At 66.6% G+C, this 14,557-nt stretch carries 11 protein-coding genes; 3 read left to right on the top strand and 8 right to left on the bottom strand.

The window, feature by feature from the left end; translation table 11 throughout:
• Nucleotides 1–17: 17 nt before the first annotated feature.
• Together EF294_RS07690 and EF294_RS07695 are read left to right on the top strand one after the other, a co-directional pair.
• Nucleotides 18–3,026, top strand: a complete 3,009-nt coding sequence (locus EF294_RS07690) for a bifunctional [glutamine synthetase] adenylyltransferase/[glutamine synthetase]-adenylyl-L-tyrosine phosphorylase (protein WP_185090979.1) — start codon at nt 18–20, stop codon at nt 3,024–3,026.
• 12 nt (nt 3,027–3,038) lie between these two features.
• Entirely contained in the window at nt 3,039–3,965 is a 927-nt protein-coding gene (locus tag EF294_RS07695) for an endonuclease/exonuclease/phosphatase family protein (RefSeq protein ID WP_123927745.1), read from the top strand.
• 634 nt (nt 3,966–4,599) lie between these two features.
• Here EF294_RS07695 and EF294_RS07700 read toward each other — a convergent pair.
• Together EF294_RS07700 and glnA are read right to left on the bottom strand one after the other, a co-directional pair.
• Nucleotides 4,600–4,785: a hypothetical protein gene (locus EF294_RS07700; RefSeq protein ID WP_123927748.1), complete on the bottom strand. Its 186-nt coding sequence runs from the start codon at nt 4,783–4,785 to the stop codon at nt 4,600–4,602.
• Between the two features lie 177 nt (nt 4,786–4,962).
• Nucleotides 4,963–6,396, bottom strand: a complete 1,434-nt coding sequence (glnA, locus tag EF294_RS07705) for a type I glutamate--ammonia ligase (RefSeq protein ID WP_123927751.1) — start codon at nt 6,394–6,396, stop codon at nt 4,963–4,965.
• A gap of 340 nt (nt 6,397–6,736) precedes the next feature.
• Here glnA and EF294_RS07710 point away from each other — a divergent pair, with 340 nt between their 5' ends.
• Complete coding sequence (locus EF294_RS07710; protein WP_123927754.1) at nt 6,737–7,234, top strand: RDD family protein; 498 nt, start codon at nt 6,737–6,739, stop codon at nt 7,232–7,234.
• A gap of 157 nt (nt 7,235–7,391) precedes the next feature.
• On the opposite strand, the gene EF294_RS07715 is transcribed toward EF294_RS07710, so the two are convergent.
• From EF294_RS07715 to EF294_RS07740, 6 genes are all read right to left on the bottom strand, one after another.
• Nucleotides 7,392–8,138 (bottom strand): DUF4191 domain-containing protein, encoded by a 747-nt coding sequence (locus EF294_RS07715; protein ID WP_123927757.1) that lies wholly within the window; start codon nt 8,136–8,138, stop codon nt 7,392–7,394.
• A 64-nt stretch (nt 8,139–8,202) separates the two neighbouring features.
• Nucleotides 8,203–9,288, bottom strand: a complete 1,086-nt coding sequence (gene lipA / locus EF294_RS07720) for a lipoyl synthase (protein ID WP_425459409.1) — start codon at nt 9,286–9,288, stop codon at nt 8,203–8,205.
• Between the two features lie 50 nt (nt 9,289–9,338).
• Nucleotides 9,339–10,103 carry a lipoyl(octanoyl) transferase LipB gene (gene lipB / locus EF294_RS07725; protein WP_123927760.1) on the bottom strand — a complete coding sequence of 255 codons (765 nt, stop codon included), beginning with the start codon at nt 10,101–10,103 and terminating at the stop codon, nt 9,339–9,341.
• The gene (locus tag EF294_RS07730) at nt 10,093–10,980 is read right to left on the bottom strand and encodes a TIGR01777 family oxidoreductase (RefSeq protein ID WP_123927763.1); all 888 of its coding nucleotides are present in this window, start codon (nt 10,978–10,980) and stop codon (nt 10,093–10,095) included. Before EF294_RS07730 ends, lipB begins: the two co-directional genes overlap by 11 nt.
• 6 nt (nt 10,981–10,986) lie before the next feature.
• Nucleotides 10,987–12,756 carry a 2-oxoglutarate dehydrogenase, E2 component, dihydrolipoamide succinyltransferase gene (sucB, locus tag EF294_RS07735; RefSeq protein WP_123927766.1) on the bottom strand — a complete coding sequence of 590 codons (1,770 nt, stop codon included), beginning with the start codon at nt 12,754–12,756 and terminating at the stop codon, nt 10,987–10,989.
• Between the two features lie 164 nt (nt 12,757–12,920).
• A complete protein-coding gene (locus tag EF294_RS07740; RefSeq protein WP_123927769.1) occupies nt 12,921–14,456 on the bottom strand; it encodes a leucyl aminopeptidase in 1,536 nt (511 codons plus the stop codon).
• Between the last annotated feature and the right edge of the window lie 101 nt (nt 14,457–14,557).

Here is a 14,557-nt window from a genome sequence, read left to right on the forward strand (position 1 = left end):
GACGCTATTTTCGTGGGGTGACAACGCTGCACGGCCGTGGTGGCATACCCAGTCCCGGACGCCTGGGGTTGCTCGACGCCACGTCGGCGGCGGATCTCGCGGAACTGGGCTGGAACACCGAGGAGTCGGTGGATCTGCTGTGGTCGCTGTCCCGTGCCCCCGATGCAGATCTCGCGCTGCGCGCGCTGATGCGCCTGCGGTCGGCGGCCGCCGACGAGTGGTCGGCGATTGACGCACTTCTGCGCACCGACAAGGGATTTCGTGGTCGACTCTTCGGTGTCCTCGGGTCCTCGGATGCCCTCGGTGATCACCTCGCCGCCGAGCCGTCGTCGTGGCATTTGCTCGAGACCGACACGTTGCCCGACGTCGCCGAGATCAACGCGACGATGCTCGCGGCCGTCGACGCCGTCGCCGAGCCGGGTGAGCAGGAGAAGGGCAACAAGATCTTCCGCGCCGGGTTCAGTGGACCGCGAGCGGTCGTCGCTCTGCGTGCGACCTACCGCGGCCTGGTAATGCAACTCGCCGCCCACGACGTGGCGTCGACCGTCGAGGACGAGAAGGTCATGTGGTTCCCCGAGGTGGGTGCCTACCTCGCCGATCTCGCCGACGCCGCGCTGACCGCGGCGCTCGCCGTCGCCTTCCGGGAGGTGTGCGGCGACAAGCCGATCGGGGTCCGTCTCGGCGTCATCGCGATGGGCAAATGCGGTGCGCGCGAGCTCAATTACGTCAGCGACGTGGACGTGGTGTTCGTCAGCGAACCCGCCGACGGAGTGGCCGCACGCATCGCCGGGGAGATGATGCGCGTCGGCTCGCTGGCGTTCTTCGAGGTCGATGCCGCGCTGCGCCCGGAGGGCAAGGCGGGGGCGCTGACCCGCACCCTGGAATCACACGTCGCCTACTACAACCGGTGGGCCAAGACGTGGGAGTTCCAGGCGCAGCTCAAGGCCCGTCCGATGACCGGTGACATGGAACTGGCCACGGCGTATCACGAGGCCATCAACCCCATGGTGTGGCGTGCGGCCGAGCGTGCGGACTTCGTGCACGAGGTGCAGGCGATGCGGCGCCGCGTCGAGGACCTGGTGCCCGAGGATCAGCGTGAACGCAACCTCAAACTCGGCAGCGGAAGTCTGCGCGACGTCGAGTTCGCGGTGCAGTTGCTGCAGATGGTGCACGGCCGGGTCGATGAGGAACTGCGGGTGCGTGCCACCGTCGACGCCCTCGAAGCGCTCATTGCAGGCGGTTACGTCGGTCGCGACGACGGCGCCAACCTCATCGCGTCGTACCAGTTCCTGCGGCTGCTCGAGCACCGCCTGCAGTTGCAGCGCATGTCGCGGACACATTTGCTGCCCGCGTTCGACGACGACGAGGGCATGCGCTGGCTGGCCCGCGCGGCGCACATCCGGCGTGAGGGCGACCTCGACGCGACCGCGGTCCTGCGCCGGCAGATCAAGCATCAGGCACTGCGGGTGCGCAAGCTGCATCAGAAGCTCTTCTACCGGCCGCTGCTGGAGGCGGCGACCCGGTTCAACACCGAGGAACTCACGCTCTCCGACACCTCGGCCGAACGGCGCCTGGCGGCTCTGGGTTACGCGCAGCCGCAGCGTGCGCTGAGCCACATCCGGGCTCTCGCGTCGGCGCCCGGGCGACGTGGACAGGTGCAGTTGCTGATCCTGCCGCAGCTGCTCGAACACATCGGGGACACACCGGATCCCGACGCCGGTCTGCTCAACTACCGCCGCCTGTGCGAGGAGATGGACAACGACTGGTTCCTGCGCCTGCTCCGCGACGACGGCGTGGTCGCCGAACGCCTGATGCGCGTGCTGGGCACCTCGGAGTTCATCGCGAACCTGCTCATGCGCTCGCCGGAGGTCATCCACCTCTACTCCGACGGTGCGAACGGGCCCAAGCTGTGCGAGACCCGCCCGGAGGACGTGGCCAAGGGGCTCGTCGCCTCGACGGTCCGGCAGACCGATCTGCGGCGGGCCGTGGCCATCGCCCGCTCGCATCGCCGGGCCGAACTCGCCCGGATCGCCTCGGCCGACATCCTCGGGATGATGGACGTCCCACAGGTCTGCCATGCACTCTCGAGTGTGTGGGCCGCGGTCCTCAATGCCGCTCTGGCCGTGGCGATCAAGGCATCGGAGGCCGAACGGAAGTCGCCGGCCCCGGCGCGTATCGCGGTCATCGGCATGGGTCGTCTCGGCGGACTCGAGCTGGGCTACGGGTCCGACGCGGATGTGCTGTTCGTGTGCGAACCGATGCCCGGTGCCGACGAGGCCGCCGCTGTTCGGTGGTCGCAGACCATCGCCGAGAAGGTCCGCTCGATGCTCGGCTCGCCCAGCGAGGACCCGCCGCTGGTCGTCGACACCGGCCTGCGACCCGAGGGACGCAACGGCCCGGTCGTGCGGACCCTCGCCGCGTATGCGGCCTACTACGAGCAGTGGGCCCAGCCGTGGGAGGTCCAGGCGCTGCTGCGTGCCCATCAGGTCGCCGGTGACAACGAACTCGGCATCGAGTTCCTGTTGATGGCCGACAAGGTCCGCTACCCGGCGGGCGGGGTGTCGTCGGCGGCGGTGCGCGAGATCCGGCGGATCAAGGCACGCGTCGATTCCGAACGACTGCCTCGTGGTGCGGATCCGGCGACGCACACCAAGCTCGGTCGCGGTGGCCTCGCCGACGTCGAGTGGACGGTGCAGTTGATGCAGCTGCGTTACGCTCATCGCTTCACCTCCTTGCACAACACCTCGACGTTGCAGACGCTCGACGCGATCGGCTCGGCCGAACTTCTCGCCGAAACCGATGTCGCGATCCTCAAGGAAGCGTGGCTGACGGCGACCAAGGCGCGTAACGCGCTCGTCCTCGTCCGGGGTAAGCCGGTCGATCAGCTTCCGGCGCCGGGAAAGCAGTTGCGCCAGATCGCTTTCGCCGCTCGCTGGCCCGAGGATCAGGCCGCGGAGTTCCTGGAGAGCTACCTGCGAGTGACCCGCCGCGCCAAGAATGTGGTGCGCAAGGTGTTCGGAGCCTGAGGGGTGCGGGCGATGACGACCGTTATCGGTCTCTCAATGGGCTGGCTACTCCTGGCGATGACCGGAGCGGCTATCTGGCTGCATTACACCGCCTCACGCGGAACGTCGGCGATCTACGCCACCGCAGTGGTGCCGTTGGCTTTGGTGAGCGGCGCGGTGACGGTGATCGTGTTCCTCAGCATGCAGCGTTGGATCGCGCTGTCGCTGTCGGTGGTGGTGCTGGCCGGGGTGGTCTTCACACAGTTCCCCCTGTGGGTGTCGCAGAACCCGCCTGCGGGTCAGCGGTTCACCGTAGTCTCGGCGAATCTGCAATTGGGCCTCGCCGATGTTGACGACCTCAGCGCGATCGCCTCCGATGCCGACCTGGTCTCCCTGCAGGAGGTCACCCCCGAGGTCTACGCCCGGATTATGCGTAGCGGTCTCGCCGATCGCTTCCCGCACCGATACGCGCGGCCTGCTCCGTTGTCGGTGGGCACGATGATTCTTTCGCGGGCGGAGCTGCGTGACGAGGAGCGGATTCCCGGCACCGCCCACCTGGCCGCTCGCACGCAACTGCCAGGAGCATCTGAGGTGGCTGTTCTCGCGGTGCATTCGGCGGCGCCGATGAGTGGTTACGCCGCCGAATGGAGCGCTGACCTCACCGCGGTGGGAGGCCATCTCGACAGCATTACTACAGGTCCGGTGATCGTGGCTGGTGATTTCAACGCCACGTTCGACCACGCGCAATTCCGGGCTCTACTGCGCAACGATGTCGTTGACGCCGGCGCCGAGTCGGGATCGGGGTACCAGCTGACCTATCCGACCGACAAGCTCGGCGGGATTCCGTTGGCGGGGATCGACCACATCCTCATTCGTGGATTCGGTGCTGTCCAGGTGACCAGCCGTAACCTGCGCGGCTCTGATCATCGAGCGCTGGTTGCGACGTTGGTGGCCCGGTGATCCCAATTGCGGCCTGCCCGTGATCTTTTCGATCGTCCTTGAAACCGAGGGCTGCGCTCCTCTGACCCGGTATGACTTTGTGACTCTGTCATCATTGATCCGGGCGCGGGTGGTGTCGCCAGCTGTGGTGACGTCAATGGGCCACTGATGGCGACGGGGCCACGTAATCGTGGCGACCACCTCGGTCATCACCGACCACGTCGTCGGGATCGCGCCTATCGGTCGCGTCTGCGTGACTTCGGTGTGCTGAAGACATCGGTGTGCTGGAGACATAGGTGTGCACGGTGCGGTGTACTCGGCATCTCGCTCTGCTGGGAAGTGTGCTCAGCGCGGTCTGCCTCATGTGTCATCCGGCAGACGAGGTGGTTGGTGGAGGTAGAGAGCAGTCTGGCCGGGGTAACCGCAGTGGGGCGAACCGCAGTGGGGCGCGGCGTGAACCTATCGAGGTGGCCGTACAGGGCCTCTTCGTCGCGCGCAACGCAGTCGTTGACGGGATATCCGGTAGGGCCCGGAGTTGTGGTGGTGACCACGGTGCTGAGCGGCATGTGCGCCGTTGGACCAGGCTCGGTCGAACCGCGCAGGAAAATATCGTCGATCACATCCGCACACTCGAGAGAGTTCAACGTGGTGAGGATCAGTAGACCTCGACCTTGGAGCCGGCCTCCAAGATGACTTCGCTGCGATCGTCGGAGCTGTGGGCGAGCTCGACGCGGCGTTGGTCGGTGCCATGCGGAACCTGTTTCCGGACGACGGCTCGGATGCCATCCACGGCGATGCGGTCGCCGGGGACGAGATCTTCAACAAAAAGCATACGGGACATGAGAAGGACATTACGGGCTGCGGTGTGATTGTGTGAGAGCAAGGCCTGATCCCGGGCATCATTTGTCTGTGCCCCCGTCGCCTGCGCCTTGAGATGTTGTGCGACTGTCCGGGCTCACGAACATCGAGGGCTCACCGACGACGTCGTCGGTGAGCCCTCGATGTTCTGTATCAAAGATCAGCAGTCGTAGTAGAGCGCGAACTCGTAGGGATGTGGACGGATCTGCACCGGCTCGATCTCATCGTCACGCTTGAGCGCGATCCAGGTCTCGATGAGGTCCTCGGTGAATACGCCACCGGCAGTGAGGTATTCGTGATCCTCTTCGAGCTTGTCGATGACCGCCGACAGCGAGGTCGGGGCCTGTGGGATGTTCTTGGCCTCTTCGGGTGGGAGCTCGTAGAGGTCCTTGTCGACGGGCTCGTGCGGCTCGATCTTGTTCTTGATGCCGTCGAGTCCGGCCATCATCATCGCCGCGAAGGCCAGGTAGGGGTTGCCCGAGCTGTCGGGGCAACGGAACTCCAGGCGCTTGGCCTTCGGGTTGTTGCCGGTGATCGGGATGCGGACGCAGGCCGACCTGTTGCGCTGGCTGTACACCAGGTTGATCGGGGCCTCGTAGCCCGGCACCAGACGCTTGTAGGAGTTCACTGTGGGGTTGGTGAAGGCCAGCAGCGACGGTGCGTGATGCAGGATGCCGCCAATGTAGTAGCGCGCCAGATCCGACAGGCCCGCGTATCCGGCCTCGTCGTGGAACAGCGGCTTGCCGTCCTTCCACAGCGACTGGTGGGCATGCATACCCGAGCCGTTATCGCCGAACAGCGGCTTCGGCATGAAGGTGACGGTCTTGCCGTTCGCGTACGCGGTGTTCTTGATGATGTACTTGAACAGCAGGACGTCGTCGGCGGCGTGCAGCAGCGTGTTGAACTTGTAGTTGATCTCGGCCTGTCCGCCCGTGCCGACCTCGTGGTGACCGCGCTCGAGCTCGAAGCCTGCGTTGGTCAGATTGGTCGACATCTCATCGCGCAGGTCCACGTAGTGGTCGTAGGGTGCCACCGGGAAATAGCCACCCTTGGGGCGCACCTTGTAGCCGAGGTTCGGTGAACCGTCGGGATCGGAGGGCGAACCGGTATTCCACCAGCCGGACTCGGACTCGACCTCGTAGAAGGTGCCGTTCATCTGCGAGTCGAAGGCGACCGAATCGAAGATGTAGAACTCGGCCTCGGCACCAAAGAAGCAGGTGTCGGCGATGCCGGTGGAGGCCAGGTAGTCCTCGGCCTTGCGGGCGACATTGCGCGGGTCGCGGCTGTATGCCTCGCGGGTGAACGGATCGTGGACGAAGAAGCTGACGTTCATGGTCTTGGCGCGACGGAAGGGGTCGATCCGCGCAGTGGCCGGATCGGGGAGCAGCATCATGTCGGACTCGTCGATCGACTGGAAGCCACGCACCGACGAGCCGTCGAATGCCAGGCCGTCTTCGAACACCGACTCGTCGAAGGCTGTGGCCGGAATCGAGAAGTGCTGCATCACACCGGGCAGGTCACAGAAGCGGATGTCGACGTACTCGACACCTTCCTTCTTGATGCCCTCGAGTAGTTCTTCGTTGCTGCTGTACACCGTGCGGTGACTCCTTAACTTGTCGGGGTCAGGTCGGCGTGTGCACGCGGACCTGACGCGCCTGGACCACCGCGCAAGAAACCGCGGCGGATCTCAGCCAGAACCGTATGGACGCGACGTTGCTCGCACGTCAAGGATATGTTTCCCCTGTGTTACACGGCGTGGCAATGCGTTGTCGTGCCCATGTCAACTATTCCGTATGCACGCCCCGGACGAAAGCGAACGGTGATCTCGTCAGGGAACTCACTGGCTTTACCATGGAAAACATGAACGACCCGCGGACTACCGGCAGAACCGAGCACGCGAGCACCGGGCATGTGGCTGCCCGGGGTGATCGCGCATGAGCAGGGCCGCCGGTTCCTGGTTATCGGGCCCGCAGTCGGGCGCACCGGCCGATCTCGAATATCGCGGTGCCGACCTCGGCCTGCCCGAGAGCGGCCCCGGAGCACTCGTTCCGGGATGGCCGCGCACACTGGCGCTGTTTGTCGACTGGATCATCGGAGGCGGGCTGTCGCTGTTTTTCGTGGGCTTCGGGTCACCGAAACTCGGCCTCGCCGTGCTCGCCGTGTGGTTCGTCATCGGCGTGTTCACCGTGACGATGTTCGGCTTCACGCCCGGGCAGTTCGCCGTAGGCATGCGGGTGGCGCGCGTCGACCACGGACCCGAGCGCCTGGCCGACGAGATCGCCGGGAAGGCTCCGGTCGCCGCGGTCGGCGTGATCCGTGCATTGATGCGGCAGGTGCTGATCGTGTTCCTGGTGCCCGCTTTGATGAACGATTACAACGGCCGCGCACTGCACGATCGCGCTACCGGTACCGCGATGGTCCGGAGTCGTTGAGGGCCGCGTCGTCGAGGGTCGGGCGAGTGCGCGCGCCTCGTCGGTGACGTCGCTCATGCGTGTGCGCCACGTGAATCGGCTCGTGTGGTCGAATCTTTCGCAGACCTGTCGGCTCTAAGTGTGACGGTCCCTCGGTGCGACGACGGCGGCGGTTCGGTCAGGCGCCTCGACGCCGGGCGGTGCGTTGCATGCTGCGCATCTTGGCGTTGCCGGGCAGCGGACCCTTGGGCATGCCCGGGCCGGGCTGCTTGCCGCCGAGTGCCGACAACCGACCCTCGAGGGTTTCCATGCGCTTGCGATCGATGTTGCCCGGCAGCTTGTTGAGGTGCCGTTCGAGCTTCGACAGCGGCACCTGGCCGTCGTCGTTGCCGACCATGATCTGGTAAATCGGGGTGTCGCCGACCACGCGCGCGACCTTCTTCTTCTCTTGTCCGAGAAGGGTGTTGACCCGACTCGTCGACCCCTCGCCGACAAGGATGACCCCCGGCTTGCCGATCACCCGGTGCACAGCGTCGAGATGAGAGGTGCCGGTGACCGCCTGCTGTACCCGCCACTGGCCGCGCATATTCGACAGCGCCCACCCGGCCGCACCGGGTTGCCCTTCGGCCTTGGTGTAGACCGTCTTCTGCACGCGCCGTCCGAAGAGGAGGAAGGCGGCAAGAATGCCGAGCACCACACCGATGGGAACGAGCAGCCACGGAGAGCCGACGAACAGACCGATGACCACGAAGATCGCCACGATCAGCACGAACAGGCCGACCATGTACGGGATCAGCCGTTTGTCTTCCTTGCGCTGCATCTGGAACGCCTGCCAGAGCTGCGTGAACCGCTCCTTGGAGGCCTTCCGTCGGGCCTGTCGTGCGGCCTTCTTGTCCGCTTTGCTCGCCGCTTGCGCCTTTGCCATGTTCACCAGGATACGTCTGCGGACGCGGTGATCGACAACGCGGTCGCCGGCGCAGGTGTCCGGTTCAGCGGCCCAGTCGCGCCATCAACGAGGATGCCTCCTGGCTGGCCGAACCCTCGTCGGCGAGGTGCGCCAAGGACGGCGGCAGCTGCCGTCGGTGATGCGCCATCGCCTGCGCGTAGAGCCGGCCGGCGCGATAGGACGAACGCACCAGCGGCCCGGCCATCACACCGGCGAATCCGACCTCGCGGGCGAACTCGGAATGATCGACGAACTCCTCGGGCTTGACCCAGCGCTCCACCGGATGGTGGCGCGCGGAAGGCCGCAGATATTGGGTGATCGTCAGAATGTCGCAGCCCGCCTCGTGTAGGTCGACGATCGCCGACTGCACCTCGGTCGGGGTCTCACCCATCCCGAGGATGAGGTTGGACTTGGTGACCAGGCCGAAGTCGCGGGCCTGGGTGAGCACATCGAGGGACCGCTCGTAGCGGAACGCCGGACGAATGCGCTTGAAAATCCGTGGCACCGTCTCCAGATTGTGCGCGAGCACTTCCGGCCGGGACTCGAAGACCTCGGCGAGTAGATCGGGCTCGGCGTGGAAGTCCGGGATCAGATTCTCCACGCCGGTGCCGGGGTTGAGCCGGTGGATCGCTCGCACCGTCTCGGCGTAGAGCCAGACGCCCTCGTCGGGGAGGTCGTCGCGGGCGACGCCGGTGATCGTGGAGTAGCGCAGGCCCATCGCCTGGACACTCTCGGCGACGCGGCGGGGCTCGTCACGATCAAGTTCGGCGGGCTTGCCGGTGTCGATCTGGCAGAAGTCGCATCGGCGGGTGCACTGCTCGCCGCCGATGAGGAAGGTGGCCTCGCGGTCTTCCCAGCACTCGTAGATGTTGGGGCATCCGGCTTCCTCGCAAACCGTGTGCAGCCCTTCGCGTTTCACTAGGCCTTTGAGTTCGGTGTACTCGGGTCCCATCGTCGCGCGGGTCTTGATCCACGAGGGTTTGCGCTCAATCGGGGTCTGGGCGTTGCGGATCTCCAGCCGCAACAACTTACGACCGTTGGGAGCCGGGTCTGTCGGTGCGGCGCTCGATTCGCACGAGGCGGGTACGGACGCGGTGGGGGCGGACTCGGTGGGGGCGGGGGGCGACACCTGAGGGGTCGATGCCGGCGCCGTGGGTGTGGTGCGGGTCTCTGACACGGTCACCGCACCGATGCTACGCGCGCGCCGTTGGCGTGCCCGGCCTGCGGGGTGAGGGTGATCTCACTGTGGTCCAGAGCCGCGAGGACCGCGTCGGCGACCTCGTCGGCGAGCGTGCCGACCGAGAGTTCCCGGCCCGCTTCGCGGCTCAGGGAGGTGACCCCGGCGTCGGCGATACCGCACGGAACGATCGCGTCGAAGGCGCTCATGTCGGGGTCGACGTTGAGGGCGAACCCATGCAGCGCGACGCCGCGCGCCACCCGGATACCGATCTGGCCGAGTTTGCGTTCCGCGGACTGCCCCAGCTCTGGCGACTCGTCGACGACCCAGACGCCCGACCGACCGGCGACGCGGGTGGTGGCCACGCCGTGTGTCGCGCAGACAGCGATGAGGGCCGCCTCGAGCCGCCGGACGTACTCGACGACGTCGAGGGGCTCGGCGAGCTTGATGATCGGATATCCGACGAGCTGTCCGGGCCCGTGCCAAGTGATCCGCCCGCCACGGTCGACGTCGATCACCTCGGCGCCGTTGGTCGGACGATCGGCGTCCTCGGTTCGCTTGCCCGCGGTGTAGATCGACGGGTGCTCGAGTAGCAGCAGCACATCGTGATCGAGTGTGCCGTCGGCACGTTCACCGGCGAGTCGATGCTGCAGTTCGTAGGCCTCGCGGTAGTCGAGGACACCGAGCCACCGGACTTCGACGGGCGTATCGACGGCGCGTAGCGATGCCCGGCGGGTGCCGACGGCGGCGGTTCGGTCAGCGTCCATTGGCGTACTTCAGCCCCGCGCCGATGGTGGGATGGGTGAAGACGAAGTCGTGGTCGGTGAGCACACCGGGTGCAACGCGCTGGGAGTACAGAACCATTTCCTCGATCATCTCGCCGCCCACGGTGCGGGCGACGAACGCGGGAACACCCATCAGGGTCGGCCGGTGTACCGACTGGCCGAAGGCGTCGACGAACGTCGCGAACGGGACCGCCCCGGGCGCGCACAGGTTCACCGCACCGCTGATCGACGAATTCAGCACGAACTCGATCGCTCTGATCTCGTCGATCAGTGAAATCCACGAAAAGTACTGCTTCCCGTCGCCGATGGTGCCGCCGAGGCCGAGCTTGAACAGCGGCCGGAGTTTGGCCAGCAGGCCGCCGCGCGGTGCGAGCACGGGTGCGGTCCGCAGCAGGACCACGCGAGTCCCATCGCCGGAGTTTGCCGTCGCCGCGCCCTCCCAGTCGACGGTCAGCTCGGCCAGAAACCCCGAGCCCGGCCCGTCGTCCTCGGTGGCCGTCTGTGCGCCGGTATCCCCGTAATACCCGGTGGCGCTCGCGCTTACCAGCGTGGGGACACCGGTCCGGCGGACGGCCTCGGCGATGACCTCGGTCGGCGGGATCCGCGAGTCGCGGAGTTCTTGTTTGAACCGCCCGCTCCACCGGCCATTGCCGACTCCGACGCCGCCGAGGCTCACCACCGCATCGACGCCGTCGAGGGCCTCGTCGGGAACGCCGAATGTCTCGGGGTCCCAACTGAATTCACCGGGCTCGGAGGCCTCGCGTCGGACTAGCCGGCGCACCGAGTGGCCCGCCGATTCCAGTGAGGTGATCAGGGCCGAACCGATGAGCCCGGATGAGCCGGCGACGGCTACCCGCATCGGTGCCTAGAGGCCCAGCTCGGCGGCGAACGAACCGGCCTCGAGCCGCTTCTTGATCGTCGTCAGGAAGCGACCGGCGTCGGCACCGTCGATCAGGCGATGGTCGTAGGTCAGCGGCAGGTACGACATCGAACGCACTGCGATCGACTCCGAACCGTCGTCGCCGGTGATAACCACCGGGCGCTTGACGATCGCACCGGTACCGAGCATCGCCGCCTGCGGCGGCACCAGGATCGGCGTGTCGAACAAGGCGCCCTGGCTCCCGATGTTGGTGATGGTGAAGGTCCCACCGGCCAACTCGTCGGGCTTGAGGCCGTTGGTGCGGGCACGGGCGGCGATGTCGGCGATGGCCCGGGCCAGTCCGGCGATCGACAGGTCGTCGGCGTTGTGGATCACCGGCGAGAGCAACCCCTGCTCGGTGTCAACGGCGATACCGAGATGCACCTTGTCGTAGTAGGTGATCTCTTTCTTGTCCTCGTCGATGGAGGCGTTGACGTTCGGATGCGCCTTGAGCGCCTCCACAACGGCCTTGGCGATGAACGGCAAGAAGGTCAGGTTCACCCCCTCGGAGGCCTTGAACGACTCCTTGGCTGCCTTGCGCAGCGACACGATCTTGCTCATGTCGACCTCGAAGACCTGCGTCAGCTGGGCACTGGTCTGCAGCGACTCGCGGGTCTTCTTCGCGGTGATCTGTCGGATGCGATTGATCTTCTGCGTGGTGCCACGCAGCGCTGCGAGTTCTGGCTTGACCTCCGGCGACGACGCCGCGGGCGCCGACGCGGCGGCCGGAGCCGGGCTCGAGGCCGCCTTGGGGGCCTTCTTCGCCTCGGCGGCGGCGAGCACGTCCTGCTTGCGGATACGGCCGCCGACCCCGGTGCCCTTGAGGCTCGACAGGTCGATGTCGTTCTCCGTAGCCAACTTTCGGACCAATGGGGTCACATACGGGGTGGACTGCAGATCGGTGGAATCGTCGGCGGAGGCCACCTCTACCGGTTCGGGTTCCGGCTCACTCGGAGCGACCGGCTCCTCGGATTTCGCGGGCTCGGGCTTGGCGGGCTCTGACTTGGCGGGCTCGGGCTTGGCGGGCTCGGCCTTGGCGGGTTCGGGCGCTGGCTCTGGCTCGGGCTTCGATTCGCCGGCCGAGGCATCGCCGATCACCGCGAGCTTGCCGCCGACCTCGATGACATCGTCCTCCTGTGCGAGGATCTCGAGAAGGGTACCGGCTACGGGGGATGGGATCTCGGTGTCGACCTTGTCGGTGGAGACCTCGAGCAGTGGTTCGTCCGCGGCGACCTCGTCGCCGACGGCCTTGAGCCAGTTGGTCACCGTGCCCTCGGTGACCGACTCGCCGAGTTCGGGCATCAGCACATCGGTCCCCGACGCTTCGCGGGCGCCGGTGGTGGCGGGCTCCTCTGCCGGTGCCTCTGCCTCGGTCGGGGGCACCTGGGTGTCCTGTTCGGCCGCATCGGCTTCGGTCGAGTCGTCGCCGCCCGCCGAGTCGTCGGAGCCGGAACCCCCAGAGTCATCGGCGCTCTCCCCGGCGTCACCGATCAGGGCGAGTTCGCCGCCGACCTCCACGACATCGTCTTCCTGGGCGATGATCTTGGTGAGGACGCCGGAGGTCGGGGCGGGGATCTCGGTGTCGACCTTGTCGGTCGACACCTCCAGCAAGGGCTCGTCGGCCTCGACGGTGTCGCCCTCTTCCTTCAACCACCGGGTGACGGTCCCCTCGGTGACACTCTCACCGAGGGCGGGCATCTGGACGGAGAAGGCCATTGCTGTTGACTCCTGAAATCGACGTGGTGGGTCTGCGTGTGAAGCGGGGTGTCGCGGTGTGTGCGCCGCGTCTCCCAGGCGTGTGGCGGGTGGCCCGGCGCCCATCGCTAGACCCTACCCGCCGCGCGCGCCTCGGACGCAGTGTGTGTCGCAAAAGTGGCCGATCAGCCGTTGGCCGCGATGTCCTCGAGGACCTTCGTGATCGTGCGCACCGGTACCCCCGTACCACCCTTGGGGGTGTAACCCCAGGGGCCGGAGGTGTTGAAGGCGGGACCGGCGATGTCGATGTGGGCCCATTGCACCCCGTCGGGCACGAATTCCTTGAGGAACAGGCCCGCGGCGAGCATGCCGCCCCACCTGTGCGGGGTGACGTTCGCCAGATCGGCGACCCGAGATTTGAGATCTGCACGCAGTTCCGCCGGTAGCGGCATGGGCCAGGCGTTCTCGCCGATCTCGGCCGACAGTGCCGACACCCGGTCGCGGAAGTCGGCGGTGCCCATGACACCCGGGGTGCGGGTGCCCAGGGCAACCATCTGCGCGCCGGTCAGGGTAGCGGTGTCGATGAGATAGTCCGGCTCGTCCTCGCAGGCGCGCACGATGGCGTCGGCGAGTACCAGACGCCCCTCGGCATCGGTGTTGAGGACCTCGACGGTCGTCCCGCCGTACTGGGTGAGCACGTCGCCGGGACGCTGTGCGGTCCCTGACGGCATATTCTCGGCCATCGGCACGGTGGCGGTGACCGACACCGGCAGGTCCAGACGCGCAGCGGCGATGGTCGCCGCGATCACCGCTGCCGCGCCGCCCATGTCGGAGGTCATCTGATCCATGTTGGCGGCCGGCTTGATCGAGATGCCACCGGTGTCGAAGGTGATGCCCTTACCGACGAGCGCCACCTTCTTGGCCGACTTCTTGCCCGCGTGGGTCAGTCGCACCAGCCGTGGCAACCGAGACGAACCCTTGCCGACGCCGACGATCCCGCCGTAACCGTCCTTCTGGAGGGAGTCGAAGTCGAGGATCTCCACCTTGAGTCCGGCCTTCGCGCCCAACTCGCGCGCACGCTCGGCGAACTCCTCAGGGTAGAGGTGGCTCGGCGGGGTGTTCACGAAGTCACGGGCTATGGCCACCGAATCGGCGACCGCGATGGCATGTGCCAGTTCGGCTTTCGCCTCCTTGTCAACGGACTCGACCACGACGTGTACCGTGCCGGGCAGTTGCTTGGTCGACGCCGAGCGCGACGAGCGGAATTCCTCGAAGCGGTAAGCGCCGAGAAACAATCCCTCGACCGCGGCACCGATGTCGGTGGAGCCCAGGGTGGTGGCGACGACGTCGAAGCCCTCGAGGGAACGGATCGCGACGCCGGCGGCCTGGCGGAGTTTTTCCGGGTCGTCGAGCGACTTCTCGTCGCCGACGCCGATGGCCACCACGACGCGTACGCCGAGTGGTTCCGGCGCTGCCAGCCGGGTGACCTCACCGTGAGAACCGGTGGCGCCCAGCGCCGACAGCGCGGCGGAGATCGCCGTCGCCGACCCATCGTCGAGGACATCAGCGCCGAGCAGGGTCGGTGCCGCGGCGTCAATCGAGTTGTCGTCGGAGGGGGCGGCGACGAGGCCGAGTACAAGAACCTCGTCGTCTTTGCTGATGGAGGTGGTCAGGGTGATCTGGGGACCGCGAGTGCGGTCGACGCTCTCGTTCTTGCTCACCCGACCAACCTTGCCACAGGCGCCTCGTCGGCTGCCCGTCATCCGACCGGCCGAAGTGCCAGAGGAGTGGGAACCCGCCACAACGAATCAGCGTTACGTTG

Source organism: Gordonia oryzae, from assembly GCF_003797185.1.
GTDB lineage: Bacteria > Actinomycetota > Actinomycetes > Mycobacteriales > Mycobacteriaceae > Gordonia > Gordonia oryzae.

Bases quoted from the DNA above. Each gene is read 5' to 3' on its own strand.
- EF294_RS07730 (WP_123927763.1), bottom strand. From the start codon at position 10,980: ATGCGGGTAGCCGTCGCCGGCTCATCCGGGCTCATCGGTTCGGCCCTG.
- EF294_RS07695 (WP_123927745.1), top strand. From the start codon at position 3,039: ATGACGACCGTTATCGGTCTCTCAATGGGCTGGCTACTCCTGGCGATG.
- sucB (WP_123927766.1), bottom strand. From the start codon at position 12,756: ATGGCCTTCTCCGTCCAGATGCCCGCCCTCGGTGAGAGTGTCACCGAG.
- EF294_RS07700 (WP_123927748.1), bottom strand. From the start codon at position 4,785: ATGTCCCGTATGCTTTTTGTTGAAGATCTCGTCCCCGGCGACCGCATC.
- lipB (WP_123927760.1), bottom strand. From the start codon at position 10,103: ATGGACGCTGACCGAACCGCCGCCGTCGGCACCCGCCGGGCATCGCTA.
- EF294_RS07715 (WP_123927757.1), bottom strand. From the start codon at position 8,138: ATGGCAAAGGCGCAAGCGGCGAGCAAAGCGGACAAGAAGGCCGCACGA.
- EF294_RS07710 (WP_123927754.1), top strand. From the start codon at position 6,737: ATGAGCAGGGCCGCCGGTTCCTGGTTATCGGGCCCGCAGTCGGGCGCA.